18 protein-coding genes are annotated in these 18,606 nt (G+C 48.1%); 13 read left to right on the top strand and 5 right to left on the bottom strand.

What is annotated here, in order from left to right:
* Window positions 1–110: 110 nt before the first annotated feature.
* Window positions 111–1,895 carry a phosphomethylpyrimidine synthase ThiC gene (gene thiC / locus HF638_RS25260; RefSeq protein ID WP_248278268.1) on the top strand — a complete coding sequence of 595 codons (1,785 nt, stop codon included), beginning with the start codon at window positions 111–113 and terminating at the stop codon, window positions 1,893–1,895.
* Between the two features lie 334 nt (window positions 1,896–2,229).
* Here the strand turns inward: thiC and HF638_RS25255 are convergent, their stop codons facing one another.
* The 4 genes from HF638_RS25255 to HF638_RS25240 form a co-directional block, all read right to left on the bottom strand.
* Window positions 2,230–2,919 carry an aspartate/glutamate racemase family protein gene (locus tag HF638_RS25255; protein ID WP_169482753.1) on the bottom strand — a complete coding sequence of 230 codons (690 nt, stop codon included), beginning with the start codon at window positions 2,917–2,919 and terminating at the stop codon, window positions 2,230–2,232.
* Between the two features lie 179 nt (window positions 2,920–3,098).
* The gene (locus HF638_RS25250) at window positions 3,099–3,266 is read right to left on the bottom strand and encodes a hypothetical protein (RefSeq protein WP_017690769.1); all 168 of its coding nucleotides are present in this window, start codon (window positions 3,264–3,266) and stop codon (window positions 3,099–3,101) included.
* A gap of 464 nt (window positions 3,267–3,730) precedes the next feature.
* Window positions 3,731–4,549, bottom strand: a complete 819-nt coding sequence (locus tag HF638_RS25245; protein ID WP_169482752.1) for a zinc ribbon domain-containing protein — start codon at window positions 4,547–4,549, stop codon at window positions 3,731–3,733.
* A 73-nt stretch (window positions 4,550–4,622) separates the two neighbouring features.
* Window positions 4,623–5,573, bottom strand: coding sequence for a helix-turn-helix transcriptional regulator (locus HF638_RS25240; protein WP_169482751.1), 951 nt, complete (start codon window positions 5,571–5,573; stop codon window positions 4,623–4,625).
* Between the two features lie 84 nt (window positions 5,574–5,657).
* On the opposite strand from HF638_RS25240, the gene HF638_RS25235 reads away from it, so the two are divergent.
* The 6 genes from HF638_RS25235 (at window position 5,658) to HF638_RS25210 (ending at window position 9,971) form a co-directional block, all read left to right on the top strand.
* Window positions 5,658–6,353: a response regulator transcription factor gene (locus HF638_RS25235; RefSeq protein ID WP_169482750.1), complete on the top strand. Its 696-nt coding sequence runs from the start codon at window positions 5,658–5,660 to the stop codon at window positions 6,351–6,353.
* A complete protein-coding gene (locus HF638_RS25230; RefSeq protein ID WP_169482749.1) occupies window positions 6,346–7,434 on the top strand; it encodes a HAMP domain-containing sensor histidine kinase in 1,089 nt (362 codons plus the stop codon). Before HF638_RS25235 ends, HF638_RS25230 begins: the two co-directional genes overlap by 8 nt.
* A gap of 99 nt (window positions 7,435–7,533) precedes the next feature.
* Window positions 7,534–8,397, top strand: coding sequence for a M15 family metallopeptidase (locus HF638_RS25225; protein WP_169482748.1), 864 nt, complete (start codon window positions 7,534–7,536; stop codon window positions 8,395–8,397).
* Between the two features lie 28 nt (window positions 8,398–8,425).
* Window positions 8,426–8,986: a VanZ family protein gene (locus HF638_RS25220; protein WP_169482747.1), complete on the top strand. Its 561-nt coding sequence runs from the start codon at window positions 8,426–8,428 to the stop codon at window positions 8,984–8,986.
* A 236-nt stretch (window positions 8,987–9,222) separates the two neighbouring features.
* Window positions 9,223–9,621 carry a hypothetical protein gene (locus HF638_RS25215; protein ID WP_169482746.1) on the top strand — a complete coding sequence of 133 codons (399 nt, stop codon included), beginning with the start codon at window positions 9,223–9,225 and terminating at the stop codon, window positions 9,619–9,621.
* A gap of 35 nt (window positions 9,622–9,656) precedes the next feature.
* On the top strand, window positions 9,657–9,971 hold the full coding sequence (locus HF638_RS25210) for a hypothetical protein (RefSeq protein ID WP_169482745.1): 315 nt from the start codon (window positions 9,657–9,659) through the stop codon (window positions 9,969–9,971).
* Between the two features lie 107 nt (window positions 9,972–10,078).
* Here HF638_RS25210 and acnA read toward each other — a convergent pair whose 3' ends face one another.
* Entirely contained in the window at window positions 10,079–12,793 is a 2,715-nt protein-coding gene (acnA, locus tag HF638_RS25205) for an aconitate hydratase AcnA (protein ID WP_169482744.1), read from the bottom strand.
* Window positions 12,794–13,176: 383 nt separating this feature from the next.
* On the opposite strand from acnA, the gene HF638_RS25200 reads away from it, so the two are divergent.
* The 6 genes from HF638_RS25200 (at window position 13,177) to HF638_RS25175 (ending at window position 18,415) form a co-directional block, all read left to right on the top strand.
* Entirely contained in the window at window positions 13,177–14,175 is a 999-nt protein-coding gene (locus tag HF638_RS25200) for an amidase domain-containing protein (RefSeq protein WP_481856175.1), read from the top strand.
* A gap of 137 nt (window positions 14,176–14,312) precedes the next feature.
* The gene (locus HF638_RS25195) at window positions 14,313–15,413 is read left to right on the top strand and encodes a D-alanine--D-alanine ligase (RefSeq protein WP_169482743.1); all 1,101 of its coding nucleotides are present in this window, start codon (window positions 14,313–14,315) and stop codon (window positions 15,411–15,413) included.
* Window positions 15,414–15,443: 30 nt separating this feature from the next.
* Window positions 15,444–15,767: a hypothetical protein gene (locus HF638_RS25190; protein ID WP_062837611.1), complete on the top strand. Its 324-nt coding sequence runs from the start codon at window positions 15,444–15,446 to the stop codon at window positions 15,765–15,767.
* Window positions 15,768–15,922: 155 nt separating this feature from the next.
* The gene (uvsE, locus tag HF638_RS25185; RefSeq protein WP_169482742.1) at window positions 15,923–16,924 is read left to right on the top strand and encodes a UV DNA damage repair endonuclease UvsE; all 1,002 of its coding nucleotides are present in this window, start codon (window positions 15,923–15,925) and stop codon (window positions 16,922–16,924) included.
* A 107-nt stretch (window positions 16,925–17,031) separates the two neighbouring features.
* A complete protein-coding gene (locus HF638_RS25180; protein WP_211175785.1) occupies window positions 17,032–17,895 on the top strand; it encodes an inositol monophosphatase family protein in 864 nt (287 codons plus the stop codon).
* Between the two features lie 229 nt (window positions 17,896–18,124).
* Entirely contained in the window at window positions 18,125–18,415 is a 291-nt protein-coding gene (locus HF638_RS25175; RefSeq protein ID WP_169482740.1) for a hypothetical protein, read from the top strand.
* Window positions 18,416–18,606 lie beyond the last annotated feature (191 nt).

The following is an 18,606-nucleotide window of genomic DNA, read 5'->3' as shown; positions in this document are numbered from 1 at the left end:
GGAACGGGTAAGTAACCAAGCTAATGATGATACCAACCAAACCAAGCGAATGTACACTAAGGAGGAGACAAGGGAACATGAGTACAGGAAATCAAACGGGACAACAAGCGATGGAACAGGAACATAATGGTCAGCCGGTGGAAAAAGAAATAGGAGCGGCCGGACGGGTTCAGCCCTTTCCCGGTAGCCGCAAAGTCTACATTCAGGGCTCACGGCCGGACATTGCTGTTCCGGAGCGTGAGATAGCCCTTCATGACACGAATACTCCCCAAGGGGTGGAGCATAACGAACCGCTGCGTGTCTACGATACGAGCGGCCCCATGACCGATCCTGCATTTCATGCGGATATCCGTGCAGGTCTACCAGCTCTGCGCACCCGTTGGATCACTGAGCGTGGCGATGTCGAAGCTTACCAAGGCCGTACAGTTAAACCGGAGGATAACGGACTGAAGCCCGGAGGGAAGAGAGCTGGCGCTGAAGAGTACCCCGGATTACGAGGCAAACCGCTGCGGGCACAGCCAGAACGCTGCGTGACTCAGATGCACTACGCGAGGCAGGGAGTCATTACGGCAGAGATGGAATTCGCCGCCATTCGTGAAGGCGTGGAACCGGAATTTGTGCGGCAGGAGCTGGCGAGTGGACGGGCCATTCTGCCATCCAACATCAATCACCCGGAGAGTGAGCCGATGTTGATCGGTCGTCATTTTCACGTGAAGATCAATGCCAACATAGGTAACTCTGCCGTATCTTCCTCCATCGAGGAAGAGGTTGAGAAGATGACTTGGGCGGTACGCTGGGGATCGGATACGGTGATGGATCTGTCCACAGGCAAAAACATTCATACCACCCGGGAGTGGATTATCCGCAATTCACCTGTGCCGATTGGTACGGTGCCGCTCTATCAGGCGCTGGAGAAGGTGAATGGCGAAGCGGAAGCGCTGACCTGGGAGTTGTACCGTGACACGCTCATTGAGCAGGCAGAGCAGGGCGTGGACTACTTTACGATTCATGCAGGCGTGCTGTTGCGTTATATCCCGATGACCGCCAAGCGAATGACAGGCATTGTGTCTCGAGGCGGGTCCATTATGGCAGCATGGTGCCTTGCGCATCATCAGGAGAATTTTTTGTACACCCATTTTGAAGAAATCTGCGAGATTATGAAAAGGTATGATGTGGCGTTCTCACTGGGAGATGGACTTCGTCCAGGCAGTATCTACGATGCCAACGATGAAGCGCAGATGGCGGAACTGGCTACGCTCGGGGAGCTGACGCAGATCGCGTGGAAGCATGATGTGCAGGTGATGATCGAAGGTCCGGGGCATGTGCCGATGCATAAGATCAAGGAGAATGTGGACTTGCAGATGGAGATCTGCAAAGAAGCACCGTTCTACACACTTGGGCCGCTAACGACCGACATTGCGCCAGGATACGATCACATCACGTCCGCCATTGGGGCGGCCATGATTGGCTGGTTCGGCACGTCCATGCTCTGTTATGTTACGCCTAAAGAACATCTGGGCCTGCCCAACAAGGATGATGTGCGCGAAGGGGTTATCGCCTACAAGATCGCTGCTCATGCCGCCGATCTGGCGAAAGGCCATCCACGTGCTCAACGCCGAGATGATGCATTGTCCAAGGCGCGCTTCGAGTTCCGCTGGAGGGACCAATTCAATCTGTCTCTGGACCCGGAACGGGCATTATCCTACCATGATGAGACGCTGCCGGCAGAAGGGGCCAAAGAAGCTCATTTCTGTTCCATGTGCGGACCGAAGTTCTGTAGCATGCGCATTACGCAGGACATTCGTGCCTTTGCAGCGGACAAAGGATTGTCTGATCATGAGGCTGTAGCAGCGGGCATGCAGGAAAAGGCAGAGGAATATCGAACACGTTCCTAGGCGTCACTACAGCGTAAGCTGGGCAGTCTGAAATAGAGATAAAGCCGTCCCTCTCTGTCATTGCAGAGAAGAACGGCTTTTTTTGCTGTGACATGAGTTTATTTTAAACTAGGCTAGCGCTCTCCATGTTCTTCAGAATTAGCTTTATGATTGTTCTGTGTCCATATCTTATACAGAATACCTGCGATAACAAATAGGAGGGCGTCACTGAGTTTAGGAGCTCCTCCATATAGAAATGCAGAACAGGAAAAACCCACTATGAATAGTACTATAATATAGAGGAAACGCATATTAGTTCACCTCGTTAATTAGTGGTGTTAGTTAGTAAGTGGTTTCATTGCGGAGCCACGCCCAAATTCTTCTCCAAATACGTTGCAAGCAATGCCAGCGGGCTATGGATTGCCAAGCCCGTATCTGTTGCAACCTGTGCAGCAGCGGGAGCCATAGAAAGCTGGGCTGCGATTACCCTTTTACCCAGATACTGTTCAGCAATCTGTTGTAAGCCTTCACGTACCGCTTCGAGGTACCCTTTCTGATCTCCACGCATAATCAACTCAAATGTCCCCGGGATGCACACGGCCTCCGTCTTAGATACATTGGCAACGTAAAATTGCCCACTCTCATCCTCTTGCTGTAATGCCTCATTTACCCGTGCCATCGTTCCTTCAACGGTTGCAGGGTTGGTGAACATGATGATGTACTCTCCCGGTACTCGCCGCATCTCCTGCAATAACGGATCATCTATGCCGATCACAGGCACAGGGACCTGTGTGGCTTCCTGCTCCAGTACTGTCGCAAAGAGGGTACACGTGACCAGAATGGCATCTGCATGACACTCGGCGATCCAGTGGAGCGTCTGGGCTACTTTCTCGTGAATGACGACATCGGAAAAGTCGGCGTCATGTTTAAGACGATCCAGACCTGGATCGACGTAATGGACCAATTCAACGTCATAAGGAGCAAGCGCCTCCTCAATCAATGCGATGTTGGAATAGTGAGCGTGAAAACAACCAATGGTGATCATAGGCTAATTCCCCTTTTACAGTTCGGATATGTCATGGATCTCAGTAGATATTGTAATCATTATAGAAACATGGCTGAGGACTGTACAGTCGTTTATTGCTCAACGCCAATAACCGCCCTTCCGCCAAGCTGCGGAAAGACGGTCGATAACCGGACTGGCAATCGGCCGGTGTTCATTTTTTATCGAAGGGAAGGAGAAGCGTTTTTCTTCGCCATTTTTTGCTGTAAAATTTCATGAAAGGATAGACCTTGAGTGTTCTCATTCTCCTTTTTAGGAGCAGTGGTCGCCGTGTTGCGCGGATATTGGTGATGGTACGGGATCATTTGCTGAATAGGCATGCGGATCATCTTGGTTCCTCCTTTGATGCGTTTTTTTGAATTATGTATTTCGACTGGTTATGTTGCCAGGTGCGCATATAGGTACATATGACTTGTTAGACGAAATAGATGACTTTAGAATGTAATTCCAATTGGATTGTAGTGATTTTACCCGGTTTTAAGGAGATGTAAACGTTTTTAGGGAAATTCAGGAGGAAAGGACCTGATATGAGAGGTTTGATATGGGAGGATCGAATCGGTTGTTATGCGAATAGTCCCAATTCTAAGGAAGTCAATGGTACCGGCATATGAGGCATATTATCTGGTTAAATGATGCAAAGCATGCTAACTAACTTGGTACCATGGTCGGGTTGTTTCGATGGTAATATAGTTCCGGATATAACAAAAAACCGCCGAGCAAACTCGGCAGCTGATGTGATATGAAGAAGGATGCGAATTAACTTTGATTCTGTCTGAGATGTATATCTTACTCTTTATCTAGTTTGGCGAACAGCGATGTATATATCCACTTGTACACTTTCGGGATTCAAGCTGCGTTCATCATACAACTCAAAATCTCCTGTGAAGGTCCTGTCGCTTTGTTTGTCCCATGCCCACACGGTTCCCCAAGCTTCGCCAACAACTTCTGCCATCGGTCCTTTTCTGGAAGTGAATACGGCGTAAGTTGCAGGAGGGAGCAGAATGTCATTCAATCCTTCAGGTAATGTTTCATCAGAGCTGGCCTCATGCCCCACTAGTATGGTGTACTCTCCGGTAATGCCATCGGTGTAATCTGCGTAACAGCCATAGCGAGCAGCTTCCGGTGCAGGGAGGTGCTCTGAGGCAAAATAATTGTTCCAGAGTCCCTGAATACAGCCTTTGCCACTGATCTCAATGGCATTGGTTGTGCGGGCAGATACGCCGGCAAGACGTTTGCCGGGGAGTGTGACATAACGAATGGGCTGGGTCGAGAACGAACGATCTGTTGTTACCTGACCCGGATGAGTAGCAGCAGCTGAGTTCTCCGTCAGAGAATTTGCATGCTGATCTGTTGTATTCGTGCGCCAACGTTTCAAAAAAGGAAGCTGGTTACGCAGCATCGAACGAGCCGATTCTTCATCCATGCCCTCGTCCTTCAGAATGGCAGTGCACATCTCTGTCATGCCTTCGAGTGAAATACCGGGCTGCTCGAACTTGCCCTCTTTGTAACAATAGATACAGTACTCACGGGTTGTGCTTCCATCTGCTTCCATTCCGAATTGGGCAGGGGTTGTGAGCGGCATGCCGCAGCTTTGACATACAGTGACGTTCATGATTAATTCCTCCTTGTATATGTACAGATTGAATATATCTGAAGTATACGGGGAGGAACTGGACAGCTGTCTGTCAGGTTTGAGTCTGAGGCATATAATTTTGTACAATTTGCTCGGCGATACGGCAGATCTCGTCTCGAATATGCTGCGGTTCCAATACCTCAACATCTGCGCCGAAGCCCAGAATGAACCCATATAACCACGCATCCTCTGGAAAAGCAGCCTGGCTGATATAATACCCAGTCCCATCAGGCATGACGTTCTCGATCCCAAACCATTCTTCCGCAATATGACGGACGCGAGCATGGAATTTCATGGTTAACCCAGCCTGATTGTCTGGACGGGTCCATTCTTGTTGCCAGGGTCTGTCCTGTGGGTTAATTATTTTACGCTCGAAGCGCTCATCAGCAAGTGTGACATCTTGCATGCGCACAAGCTTGAACATGCGAAATTGATTCCGCTCGTGGCAAAAGGCATACAGGTACCAGGAATGCTTCTTGAGTACTATGGTATGAGGGTCGGCAGTTCGGTGAGTATGGATACCTTCCGCACTGCAGTAGGTAAAGGTGACGGGGCGTAATTGATCCATGCCCTGCTCGATAAGCTGAAGCTTGATTTGTAGGGCTTCGGGATGCGTCCAGGTTGAATAATCAACGATGAAACGATTGGTATTGGCCTGGAAATCATCATTCTTGGCTTCAGGCACGATACTGCTGAGTTTTTCCACCAGAAGCTCACGTGCCGCATTGGCATGAGAGGTGGATACACTGCGCAGCGCCGTGACGATGGAAGCGAGGTCCTTGTCTGTTAATACGTTTCGATCCAGACGATAGCCCTCAGCCAAACCAATGCCACCACTTGCCCCTTGATACGTCACCACCGGAATGCCAGCTTGGCCCAATGTGTCGATGTCCCGATAGATGGTCCGAATGGATACTTCAAACGTATCTGCCAAGTCTTTGGCTTGTACTCGTCCACGATTGATCAGCAGCACTACAATGGCTAACAAACGCTCAAGTTTCATATCTATGTATTCCTTTCATTGGTTTATCTGTTGGATTCAAATATGTTATAATGCCCAGCATCACACATAGGAGTGGAATAAGCAATGAAGCGAATTACGATTCTGATCGCAGACGATGAAGTTGAGATCGCTGATCTGGTTGCTTTACATTTACAAAAAGAAGGATATCACATCGTTAAGGCCTTTGACGGGAAGGCGGCGGTACAAGCTGTTCAGACCCAAGCGATAGATTTGGCGATTCTGGACATTATGATGCCTGGCATGGATGGGTATGAGGTGACCCGTAAAATTCGGGAGCAGCATCATTTACCGATCATTTTCCTGAGTGCCAAAACGTCAGATATGGACAAAATTACGGGACTCGTGATGGGTGCGGATGATTATATGACCAAACCGTTTAATCCGATGGAACTTGTTGCCCGTGTTAACTCTCAATTACGTCGTTCACTGCAATTCAGCCAGTCTGCGCCTGTTCAGCGCTCCATTCTGGAGAAGGGCGGGCTCATCATCACGCCAGATCAACATCGCGTTACACTCTATGGCAAACCAGTGGAACTAACACCGAAGGAGTTCGACATTCTGTATCTGCTCGCGAGCCACCCCAAGCAGGTGTTCAGTGCAGAAAATATTTTTGAACAGGTATGGGGAGAAGCCTATTATGAGAGTGGGAATACCGTGATGGTCCATATTCGCACCCTGCGCAAAAAGTTGGGAGAAGATGTGAATAAGAACAAGTTTATTAAAACCATCTGGGGCGTGGGGTACACGTTTAATGACTAAACGAAGAAGTTTTCGCACAACCATGATTATGTTGTTAGGGTTAAGCATGCTTGCCTCTGGAGCAATCACTTATGGGATTTATAAGCTTATGCAAGCCTATTATTCGGGTGTCCGTGCAGAAGATCAGCTCGCTGAATATCGTCATTTTATGAGAAGTATCGGGGATATCTATTTCTTCCTGATCTTATTTATCCCTCTTGCCATTCTATTTTTCTTCTGGTTTACCAAACCCTACGCGACGTATTTCAAGGACATTTCCACAGGGATCAGGCATTTGGCCAATGGGGACTTTCAGCATCGTGTGCAGATCTCCTCGAAGGACGAGTTAGGCACGATTGCGGAGGATGTGAATCTGGCAAGTGAGAAGCTGAGGGAAGCGGTGAAACGAGGGGATTTTGCTGAAAATAGTAAGGACCAGCTTGTCGTCAATCTGGCGCATGACCTGCGGACACCGCTGACGTCTGTGCTTGGATATTTGGATCTGCTCATGAAGGATGATCAGCTGACAGAGGAGCAGGTTCGGCATTTTACAGCGATTGCATTCACCAAATCACAACGTCTGGAGAAACTGATTGATGATTTGTTTGAAATTACTCGCATGAACTATGGCATGTTGCCTATAAACAAGATACAGTTGGATCTTAGTGAGCTGCTGAAGCAGATGAACGAGGAACTCTATCCTGTATTTGAAAAGAACCAACTAGTCGCCCGATTAAAAATAGACACTGACCTTACGGTCTCTGGTGATGGCGAGTTGCTGGCACGTGTGTTCGAGAATCTGCTGATTAACGCTGCACGACACGGCAAGGATGGCATGTATGTGGATATTAACGGATATCGGGATGCAGAACAGATCATCATTCAGGTGATTAACTATGGTGGACATATTCGTCCGGAAGAATTACCGCATATCTTCGATATGTATTACACCGGAGATCGTGCCAGGACCCCTCAGGAGGGTGGGACAGGCCTCGGCCTGTTTATCGCTCGCAATATAGTGGAGCAGCATGACGGTACGATCTCGGCTCAGAGCGATGTGGTAAGGACGTTATTCGAAGTTCGTTTGCCCGTATTCCAATAAGGTTCGACGTCAAATTTAAGAAAAACTTTAAAATTGCCCTGCTTTTTCTTTAACTTGTGTTGTCTATCCTTGATGTATGAGGTAAAAGGAGGAACAAGCATGAAGAAGTGGGGCTTTTTGATATGTATCATTTTGATCGGATATATCGTTACGCAATCACCGGGAGGGCTTCAGCAGAAGAATGAATTGCCGATCGAGATTCAGAATACGCGTGAAAATCCTGCAGGTTATACCGTATCTGTCACGGGAAATATTCAGGATCAGGTACATAAAGGAAACTTGTTACTGGTTGATAAGCAGTACCCCGTTCACCCGGAAGGGGTTAAATCCGATATTGTATATGTGGCACATGAGGATGATCTGCTTCGTGGATATGGGATACTGGATCAGAAAATCATGTTATCACGACAGGTGGCGCAGGAGTTTCGGAAGATGGTTGAAGCAGCAGGCGAAGAGGGAGTCCGATATTTTCTCGTCAGCAGCGGGTACAGGGACTTTGAAAAGCAGGATGAGTTATTTCGTGAAAAGGGTTCAGACTACGCACTTCCTGCGGGTCACAGTGAGCACAATCTCGGCTTATCCCTGGATGTTGGTTCAAGCTTGGCTGCCATGAATGAAGCACCAGAGGGAGCCTGGCTGGAGAAGAATGCATGGAAATACGGATTTATTTTGCGTTACCCGAAGGATAAAGTGCGCATCACGGGTATACAGTATGAACCATGGCATTTTCGATATGTAGGGCTGCCGCACAGTGCTGTCATGTATAAAAATAATCTGGTGCTGGAACAGTATCTGGATTTGCTAAAAGAGAAAGAGAACATTACTGTGGAAGTAGAGGGTGAGGAGTATCACATCCGCTATTATAGGGTCACCCAAGATACGACCGTTTACATACCTGAGCAAGGCCACACTGAAATATCGGGAGATAACATGGATGGCGTCATTGTCACCGTAAAGAAATAACAAGGCAACGCAAAGGAGGCAAAACAACATGAAGCACAACAACCAGAAGAAAAGCAAACATTACATCCTTTGGATTGCCGTTTTCATTATCTATTTATATCTGTTGACGAAGCTAATCCTGTTCAAAGGAAGCTCAGTCGACTTTGGCATCGTGAAGGATCGACTTATGGCGTTCTTGCAACAACCTGATCTGATCCATACGCGAACCGTCAACCTGACGCCATTTCAGGAAATCTCACGAGATTGGAACAGCCTGTCTTTACATCGTCCAGGTACCGCAATCCACCTGGTAGGCAATATACTGGCTTTTATCCCACTCGGCATCTTCATTCCTGTGTTAACAGGCAACAAGTTATTCTCTGGCGTAAAGGTACTCTTGCTGTCTCTGCTGCTCAGTCTGGGCTATGAAGTGACACAGTTAGTGACGGGCATGGGCATATTTGATGTGGATGATCTGATGCTCAATACGCTCGGCGGCTTGATTGGATATATTGTTTTCACTATGGCTATGGGTCTGAAAAAGGTGCTGGTGGGAGGAGGATCCCGCGTGACGACGAAGAAGTTAAATTCTAAGGAAAGTCACGTGTAAGAAATGGCATTGGGCATTAAAAGGAAGTTGAATTTTAAGCAAAAACGAGCATTTTTATACTGAAACTAAAGGCTCTCCATCACTGTGCAGATTGCACGTTACGGGGAGTTTTTTTGCTGTTTCGTAAGGTGTAATATTTAGGATAGAATCAGTGAACTTTGCGAGGAACATCGCCAATAAGGTAGAGTAGAGATGATGCGTTAGTACCTATTCCTTACAAAAAAGGAGGACATACATTGTATTCATTAGCTAAAAAACTAGCAGGAACAATGAAAGCCATTATACAAATTGAAAGCGAAATTGTTAAGGCTAAGATTGATCAACAGGGTGAAGAGATCATACTTGGTATGGAACAGAGAAGATCCGGTTTAATAAATAGTGTCACGCGTGATGAATTAATGGTCATCCAAACAGTGATGAACGTAGGAAGGTCAGAAAGAGGGTATCGGTATCATTTTAATTCGGAAGACGTTGAGATTATTAACCTTCCCATTGAGTTAAACGAGCATGAGTTGATGCAGAAATATTCCTACTATCTGATACATAAAACCAAAGAGGAATTAGCACATGGAATTGAATATCATACGCTTGTCTCATCATTTCTAAAAGAAGGTATAGAGATCTTAAAACTCTAGACCGTTACCCGACAAGCTGATAGGAGGCCTTTCAGATGATAATGAAGATATCGCACTATACGCCAGATGGTTTCTACTATTATGTCCCCGATCAATATGCAGAGAAGATGGAAGAGTGGAGAATTGAATTTTCAGATTTTTTGCAGAGTATAGAGGGGAAACATCCATTCACAGAATACATGGAGTCCATTAATTATGAGGGTGAGCTGGAATATGCCGTTTTTGTAAGATGCTACGGAGGAGATGAGTTTGTAGACTGGATTAACGTAGAGAAATTAAACTGCAGAGGTATATATCGCATTGCTGAGCCACCTGATGATTCGGAAGTTGGCTTGAAGATTGATTTTTAAACATATCCCCATTATGAAAAGCAAAGTCAAAAAGCTCCCCGCCACGTGCTGATTACACGTAACTGGGAGCTTTTTGTATAACTTCATCACATTAATGATTCATGTCATTAAGCTTTTTTCATCATTTGACGCAATACGGTTTGCAGGATACCGCCGTTATGGTAGTAATCCACGTCAACCATGCTGTCCAGACGAGCGATAACAGGGAAGTCGAACTGTGTACCGTCTTCACGAGTTACAGTTACTTTCAACTCTTGTCCTGGCTTCACATCATTGCTGAGGCCAGTAATGTCATACGTTTCACGTCCGTTCAGGCCGAGGCTGGACCAACCGTGACCTTCCTGGAATTGCAATGGCATTACACCCATGCCGACCAGGTTACTACGGTGAATCCGCTCGAAGCTTTCTGCGATAACGGCTTTGACGCCGAGCAGGAATGTTCCTTTTGCCGCCCAGTCACGGGAGCTTCCTGTACCATACTCTTTACCAGCGATGACGATCAGGTTCTGTCCTTCATCCTGATACTTCATGGAAGCATCGTAGATGGACATTTCTTCGTCTGTTGGCAGGTACTTCGTAATACCACCCTCGGTGCCCGGAGCCACCTGGTTACGAATACGAATATTGGCGAACGTACCTCGCATCATGACTTCATGGTTACCACGGCGTGAACCGTAGGAGTTGAAGTCTTTGCGCTCAACACCATGCTCTTTCAGGTACAGTCCAGCCGGGCTGGATGCTGCAATATTACCTGCTGGCGAGATGTGGTCCGTTGTTACGGAATCCGCAAGCAATGCCATAACACGTGCAGAACGGATATCTGCGATATCGTTCAACGTGTCGCCAAGCTCTTGGAAGAACGGAGGATTCTGAATGTACGTGGAGTTCGGATCCCACTCGTACAATTCACCTTCCGGTACAGAAATCGCATTCCAACGCTCATTAGCTGTAAATACGTTCTCGTACTTGTTGCGGAACATCTGAGCGTTCAGGGAACTAGCGATGGTATCCTTGATTTCCTCAGAGGTAGGCCAGAGGTCTTTCAGGAACACAGGCTCATTGTTCGTATCATAACCGATTGGATCGGTTTCAAAGTCAATATTCACTGTACCCGCAAGTGCATATGCCACAACGAGTGGTGGAGATGCCAGGTAGTTGGCTTTAACTTGTGCATGCACACGGCCTTCGAAGTTACGGTTACCGGACAATACAGCCGCTACGGTCATATCGTTCTCAGCAATAGCCTCGCTCACTTCGTCCGGCAGTGGGCCGGAGTTACCGATGCATGTTGCACAACCGTAGCCGGCAACGTTGAATCCGAGTTTGTCGAGATACGTGATCAGGCCTGCTTTTTCCAGATACTCGGTAACAACAAGGGAACCTGGTGTCAGACTGCTTTTCACATATCCTGGTTTGGTCAGGCCGCGTTCAACTGCTTTTTTCGCCAGCAGTCCCGCTCCGACCATAACGCTTGGATTCGAAGTGTTCGTACAACTTGTGATCGCTGCGATCACAACAGCGCCTGCTTTCAGTTCACTGTTGGAACCGTTCGGGTGCTTCACAGGTACGCTTTGTTCAATTTTCTCATCGCTCAGACCGTAGCCGCCTTTATCTACAGGTGTGCGGATGATGCTGTTGAAGCTTTCTTTCATTTGTGTCAGCTCAATGCGATCCTGTGGACGTTTTGGTCCTGCAAGACTTGGTACAACAGAGCCGAGATCCAGTTCAATCACATCTGTGAATTCAGGATCAACGGTGCTGGAAGTACGGAACATGCCTTGAGCTTTGTAGTAAGCTTCAACCAATTCTACCTGTTCGTCAGGACGACCCGTGCTGCGCAGATAGTTCAATGTTTCACTATCGACAGGGAAGAAACCGATGGTAGCGCCGTACTCAGGTGCCATGTTGGCTACTGTTGCACGGTCAGCCAGACCGATGTTGGCAAGGCCTGGTCCATAGAACTCAACGAATTTACCAACAACGCCTTTTTTACGAAGCAATTGGGTAACGGTGAGTGCCAGATCCGTTGCTGTTGCGCCTTCGCTCAGGCTGCCTGTCAGTTTGAAACCGATAACGTCTGGTGTTACAAAATAAAGCGGTTGACCCAACATGCCTGCTTCGGCCTCGATTCCACCTACACCCCAACCAACAACGCCAAGTCCGTTGATCATGGTAGTGTGGGAGTCTGTACCTACGAGGGAATCCGGGAATACAACGGTCTCGCCGTCCACTGTTTTCGTTGCCGCCACGGAAGCCAGATACTCCAAGTTAACCTGGTGAACGATCCCTGTGGATGGTGGAACTGCACGGAAGTTGTTGAATGCCGTTTGTGCCCAACGCAAGAAGCGGTAACGCTCTTCATTACGCTCGAACTCGACTTGGATATTGTAATCAAGTGCATCGTTGGTACCGAATGCATCAACCATGACGGAGTGGTCGATAACGAGATCGACAGGTACGAGTGGGTTGATTTGTTTCGGGTCGCCGCCTGCTTTTTTCACGGTATCACGCATTGCAGCGAGGTCAACGACAACCGGTACACCGGTGAAATCCTGCAGAACGATACGTGCAGGGATGAATGGAATTTCCTTGTTATTGTCACGGCCATCTGCCCAGCCGGTCAGTTGTTTTACGTGTTCTTCGGTAATGGCACGTCCGTCGAATTGACGAATTGCTGCTTCAAGCAACACTTTAATGGAGAAAGGGAGCCTGGAAAGATCGCCGTGGCCGCCTTCTTGAAGAGCATCGAGACTGTAGTAGCGGTAAGACTTGCCTCCAACCTCAAGACTGCGAGCGGCGGAGAAATGATTCTTTGCTGACATACATGTACCTCCTTGGAATGTGTCGGTGAGATGAAGAAAACGTTCATTTAGGTGAAGAACAGGCCTTCATCGTTCCGTGTTCTCGTTCGTTAGTTTCATCAGGTGAAACGTAATTTCATAATCATAACTTTAGTTTTAAGTATACCGTTTTCACCTTCGTACGTAAAGGGCTTTTTACCTGTTCAATCAAGCTTTTGAACCAATGAAGGCGTTTTCGTGAAGCGAGAAGGAATAAGATATATCATGCACCTGTATTTGCCGAATTTAGAGTCTTCATCCCGAGCTATGTACATACAACCGAAGACCCTCTCATATGAATAGTAGGAGTTTATATATGCAATGAAATATTCCAGACAGAACTCATGACAAAGGGGGACATAGGCTTGGAACGGGAATGGAAGAGTGCCTTATATACTTACGTGAACCAGTACAATCGCTGTGAGATCGACTACCGTCCACAGACCAGCGAACGGATCGTTACTGATCCTGACTTCGTGGTGGAACGGGGAGAGCGTATGGCAAGGCTGGACGAATGGTACCGTAAGCGGCGCGCCGTGCCTCTTCGCAGCGAGACCAGCGCCAAGCTTGTGCGCACGCTTATGGATGGACAGGAAGAAGCGGTGGTGGATGTACAATTGTACAGCAGACTGTTCTACGAGAAGAGCGGGATCACCCACCGCGAGGACCGGATTGAGCGGGAGCGGTTAACCTTTATGAGGCAGAGTGGTGGATGGATCATTGGACGGGTCGAGCGAGAAGTGCCGGAGCGTCGCCCCGCTGGGGAAGGACGTCCATTTCAACAGGCCGATTTTGTACAGGCGATGAATCGGCCGCTGCTGAATCGGGAAGTTTTGGGTCAAGGCAGAAGCTCACGTCAGCAAGCATATCGCAGGGATCTGGCGGTTGCCTATGCGGATCGATGGTGGAATGCGGGGAATCCCGCCTTTGAGGAATTTGATGTGGATTGCACCAATTACGTGTCCCAATGTCTCTTTGCAGGGGGCGCACCCATCCACTATACTGGTAGAAGAGAAGCTGGTTGGTGGTATAAAGGGTATGTGAATGGCTCCGAAATGTGGAGTTACAGCTGGGCAGTCTCCAATAGTCTGGAGCGTTATTTATCAGGCAGCAGCTGGGGTCTGACTGCGACAGTCGTAGATCGTCCGGAGCAGCTGATGCTGGGAGATGTTATTCTCTATGATTGGGACGGAGATGGGCGATTTCAGCATAGCACCGTTGTAACCGCGTTTGATGCGGGTGGTATGCCTCTTGTTAACGCACATACGGTTAGCAGCCGTCACCGATATTGGGATTACCGGGATTCATACGCTTGGACGGAGCGGACGGTATACCGGCTTTTTCATATTGCAGACGAGTTTTAATGACGAAAGATTTTCGGGATGCGGTGACGCAGACATCCAGTTCCGTGTAAAATAAGATCAGGTAACGCAAGTAGAATAACAAGGGTGCTGAGCATGCAAGGATGACAGCATCAGGCACAGATAATCGGAGGTTACGCATGAGTATGGATAAATTAAAAGTAGGCGTCGTGTACGGCGGAAAATCGGGCGAGCATGAGGTTTCGCTGCAAACGGCGTTTGCTGTAACGAACGCATTTGATTATGAGAAGTATGAATTAGTTCCTTTTTATATCTCCAAGCAGGGTACGTGGAAAAAAGGACCTGTCATGCATGCGCCGTTCGCGCAGATTGAAGATTTGAAGTTGGAGCAATCGGCAGGCGGAACTCAGGATGCACTGAACGCACTGTTTGGCCGTTTGTATGGCGGAGCGGAAGCGCTGGACGTCATGTTCCCTCTGCTGCATGGTACGTTTGGAGAAGATGGTACCATTCAGGGCATGTTCGAGATGGCGGATATGCCATATGTAGGTGCAGGTGTACTCGCTTCAGCTGGTGGCATGGACAAAGTGGTCATGAAGAAGCTGTTCGCACAGGCTGGCATTGATCAATGTGCCTTTACGTATTTTAATGTGACACAATGGAAGCAGACAGAGCATGAAATGATCGTGCAAGTTGAAGACCAGCTGGGATATCCTTGTTTTATCAAACCGGCTAATCTGGGCTCCAGCGTGGGCATCTCCAAAGCGCGTAACCGCGATGAGCTGAAAACAGCTGTCGAGTTCGCACTTCGGTACGATACGAAGGTTGTTATTGAGGAGTTCGTTGAAGCACGCGAGGTTGAAGTCAGCGTTCTTGGCAATGACGAGCCAATGGCTTCCGTTCCAGGCGAGATCGTATCCTCAGGTGAGTACTATGACTATGCAGCCAAGTATATTGATGGTCAATCACAGATGCTGATTCCGGCTCCACTGGACCCTGAGGCCGCAGATCGCATTCGCGAGGCAGCATTACAGGCGTTCCGTGCGATTGAAGGTAACGGCATTTCCCGTGCGGATTTCTTCATTCGGAAAAATGACGGCGCATTACTTATTAATGAAGTCAACACCATGCCTGGTTTCACACCGTATAGCATGTATCCACTGCTGTGGCGCGAGACAGGTGTATCTTATGCTGAACTGCTCGACCGCATGATTGAGCTGGCGCTGGAGCGTTACAACCGCAAGCAGGCACTGAATTACGAGAACGGTGTACAGGCGTAGACTGAGACGACAAGATCAGGAGGGGTATGCATGGGATTTCAGACTGAATTCAATTCCGTATGCAAATTCAAGAGTGAGCAAGAGTTATTCGAACTGCTTGAATACGGTCGCGGCAAAATGGTTAAACAGGGCTTCCGGGTATTTCCTACCGGGCAGAAAGTCATTGCTTATACACCGGATAACGTGGCTGTAGCCATCGTGAAGATTGTGGTTTCCATTGCAGAAATCAACTTCCAGGGGCAAGAGGTAACCGAAGTGGAGATGCAACTGATCCGCAAGTTGACCGAGGAAGAATCACGTATCCAGACCGCGCTTGCGGATGAGATGTTCTTTGGAGAGCAGGCTCAGGAATAGTTATTGATTGTGAGTGTGGGTCAGATTGACTGATTTGCGAAAATACGATTATGGTCACTCTTTTAGGGTAAAACTTGGTTATATACAGTGACGGTACATCCTGACGGTTGAATATGCCGAGCAGGTTTTCCGCCCTAACAGAGAGGAAGAAATTCATGCTTGTACGTTTTGGTTATGTGGCGATGTCCGTGCTTGTTGAGAATGCCTCACCTTCCCGGACCATGACCATGTCCAGTTTTAACAAAATCGATGACAGGGAAGCAGCCATCCGCAAGCTCGAACGGATTGCAGCCGAGAACCTGCATAATACACTACGATTGCTCCGGCACAACAAGGGTAGTCATATTCATGTATATCGCTTTTCATCCAAATTGATTCCACTGGCGACACACGAGGACTTGAATGATTGGGACCCGTTTCCGGCACTGAAGCAGGACTTTGCGGCCATTGGTGATTTTGTGAAGGAGAATCATATGCGTGTATCCTTTCATCCGGATCATTTTACCGTACTTAGTACACCCCGTGAGCAAGTTTTGCACAATTCAATTCGCGACCTTCGTCATCATGTTCGGATGCTGGATGCTATGGGTCTGAATGCGACTGCCAAGAACAATATACATATTGGTGGTGCATACGGGGACAAGCCTTCGGCGGCGCTTCGTTTTGAAGAAAACTTTTTGAAGCTGGATCGGGACATTCAGGAGCGGCTGACACTCGAAAATGATGACAAAACGTTCAATGCGCCTGAGACACTCGCTGTAAGCCAGCATTTGGGATTGCCCATGGTGCTGGATATTCATCACCAGTGGGTCAATAATGAGGGTGAACAGCCATGGGATCTGTGGCCTGATATCCTGAAGACTTGGGAGTCACCGCTCGCGCAGGCAGACTCACCAGCTGATCAGCCATTGCCACCCAAAATCCATGTGTCCAGTCCGAAGAGCGAGAAGGATCTGCGAGGTCATGCTGATGGTGTAGAGGTAGAGCCTGTGCTCGACTTCTTGCGTCATATCGCAGCAGATACCCCAAGGCTGGACGTGATGATCGAGGCTAAACGCAAAGATGAGGCACTTGTGCAACTGATGCAGAAGCTGGCATTCTATCACGAAGAGGGTGTGGAGTGGGTGGACGAGTCTACCGTCATCATTCATCCGTAGTGCCAAAAGGGGCCTGGGCAACGAGAAACTTTACGACCTGTCGGGCGTATACTTTTAACAAGAATTTCAACTTTTCGTAGATTGATATAGAAAGTAGAGTGAACGCTTTGAATGAGAAGGAAAAGATACCTTATGTCGTGACAAGCAAAAGCTATACTGCCGTTGCCATTAATGCAGCTTCCAAAGCTGGAGAATGGATCAAAAGCCGTCTTGGGACGGTAACTGAACCTGGAACCAAATATTCACCCCAGGATCTGGTGACCGAAGTGGATAAAGGAGCGGAGCAGATGATCCGCCGTCTGATTCTCACGCATTTTCCCCACCATGCCATTCTGGGTGAAGAAGGCGTCGAACCGGGACCGGAAGCTTCGGCAAAAGCACTGAAAGAGGCAGAGGAAGAAGAGTTTCTCTGGATTGTTGATCCTGTGGATGGAACGACGAACTTTGTGCACGGATTTCCGTTTTATTCGGTATCCATCGCATTGGCTCACAATGGTGAAGTCATTGTCGGCGTAATATACGACCCTTCCCGTGATGAACTGTTTGTTGCGGAAAAAGGGAAAGGAGCCTATGTCCACGGAAACCGGATGCTTGTATCTGGTGAAAAGGAACTGGCTCAGAGCCTGATTGCGGTTGGATTTCCGGCAGACACAACCTTTGCGTTGCCACTGAATATGGCTGCTGTGCAGGCTCTTGCTCCGCAAGTTCGTAACTTGCGTGCAGGCGGATCTGCCGCCCTTCATCTGGCATATGTCGCGGCAGGACGTCTCAGCGCATACACCGAAGTTGGACTGAAACCTTGGGATATTGCCGCAGGTGCGCTGCTGGTTGAGGAATCCGGCGGCAAGATAACGGATACGATCGGAACGCCTTATCAACTGTCTGTGAATCATGTCGTTGCCAGCAATGGTAAAATCCATGATGCACTGACGGGTGTGCTGAAGGAAGCGAAGGCGACGGGTTTGGAGTGAGTTTATTCAACTCATCCATGCTTTAATAACCTGTAATTGTACATTAACGGAGGGGACAGAAAGCATCTGAAGAAGCGGAGCGCTCGCCTTTATCACCGGATTTCTCCCTTGGAAAAGGGAATCAAAGAAATCAGGGGATAACAGCGATCGAAAGATGATTCTGTACACGAAGTGAAAGTACAATAGTATAGGTAAAGCAGGTATGACTTTAATTAAAGGAGCGAGAACAATGGATGAATCCAAAGAACTGGAACGACGGCTCAGTGATATGCTGACGGAAGGGGACATGGAAGAGTCCGGCGACACCGATCAGCGTGAACGCCAGCTGATTCCTCCCAAATATGAAGTGCGGATTCAGACGGAACGTGATCCAATCGTCGAGGAAACGTTAAAGTACCAGAAGATGGCACGCGAAGTGGACGATCGTTATGATCGCTATCTGGAGCGAACTACCGGGAACAAACCGGAGAGCGACACGGATCATTCGAATTCTAAGGACCCGGATAAGCCGCAATCTTAATTATCACTGAACGTCATAGCTGAGCTTAACCAATAGCAGGCTCCCCATCAGGGAGTCTGTTATTTCATGCGTGCTTCTTACAGAGAGGACAACGCCTACTTTAAAATGATAGAATAGAGTAACACGAACTGATGTCATTGGAATGAGCGATGTACTATATATTAGTGTAAATTATTATAGATTCACGAAAA

This window comes from Paenibacillus sp. SZ31, assembly GCF_012912005.1.
In the GTDB taxonomy this organism is placed as follows: Bacteria; Bacillota; Bacilli; order Paenibacillales; family Paenibacillaceae; genus Paenibacillus.
Note: the sequence above shows the minus strand (reverse complement) of the source record. Positions and strands in the feature narration are given on the sequence as shown.

Bases quoted from the DNA above. Each gene is read 5' to 3' on its own strand.
- thiC (WP_248278268.1), top strand. From the start codon at position 111: ATGGAACAGGAACATAATGGTCAGCCGGTGGAAAAAGAAATAGGAGCG.
- HF638_RS25255 (WP_169482753.1), bottom strand. From the start codon at position 2,919: ATGATCACCATTGGTTGTTTTCACGCTCACTATTCCAACATCGCATTG.
- HF638_RS25250 (WP_017690769.1), bottom strand. From the start codon at position 3,266: ATGATCCGCATGCCTATTCAGCAAATGATCCCGTACCATCACCAATAT.
- HF638_RS25245 (WP_169482752.1), bottom strand. From the start codon at position 4,549: ATGAACGTCACTGTATGTCAAAGCTGCGGCATGCCGCTCACAACCCCT.
- HF638_RS25240 (WP_169482751.1), bottom strand. From the start codon at position 5,573: ATGAAACTTGAGCGTTTGTTAGCCATTGTAGTGCTGCTGATCAATCGT.
- HF638_RS25235 (WP_169482750.1), top strand. From the start codon at position 5,658: ATGAAGCGAATTACGATTCTGATCGCAGACGATGAAGTTGAGATCGCT.
- HF638_RS25230 (WP_169482749.1), top strand. From the start codon at position 6,346: ATGACTAAACGAAGAAGTTTTCGCACAACCATGATTATGTTGTTAGGG.
- HF638_RS25225 (WP_169482748.1), top strand. From the start codon at position 7,534: ATGAAGAAGTGGGGCTTTTTGATATGTATCATTTTGATCGGATATATC.
- HF638_RS25220 (WP_169482747.1), top strand. From the start codon at position 8,426: ATGAAGCACAACAACCAGAAGAAAAGCAAACATTACATCCTTTGGATT.
- HF638_RS25210 (WP_169482745.1), top strand. From the start codon at position 9,657: ATGATAATGAAGATATCGCACTATACGCCAGATGGTTTCTACTATTAT.
- acnA (WP_169482744.1), bottom strand. From the start codon at position 12,793: ATGTCAGCAAAGAATCATTTCTCCGCCGCTCGCAGTCTTGAGGTTGGA.
- HF638_RS25195 (WP_169482743.1), top strand. From the start codon at position 14,313: ATGAGTATGGATAAATTAAAAGTAGGCGTCGTGTACGGCGGAAAATCG.
- HF638_RS25190 (WP_062837611.1), top strand. From the start codon at position 15,444: ATGGGATTTCAGACTGAATTCAATTCCGTATGCAAATTCAAGAGTGAG.
- uvsE (WP_169482742.1), top strand. From the start codon at position 15,923: ATGCTTGTACGTTTTGGTTATGTGGCGATGTCCGTGCTTGTTGAGAAT.
- HF638_RS25175 (WP_169482740.1), top strand. From the start codon at position 18,125: ATGGATGAATCCAAAGAACTGGAACGACGGCTCAGTGATATGCTGACG.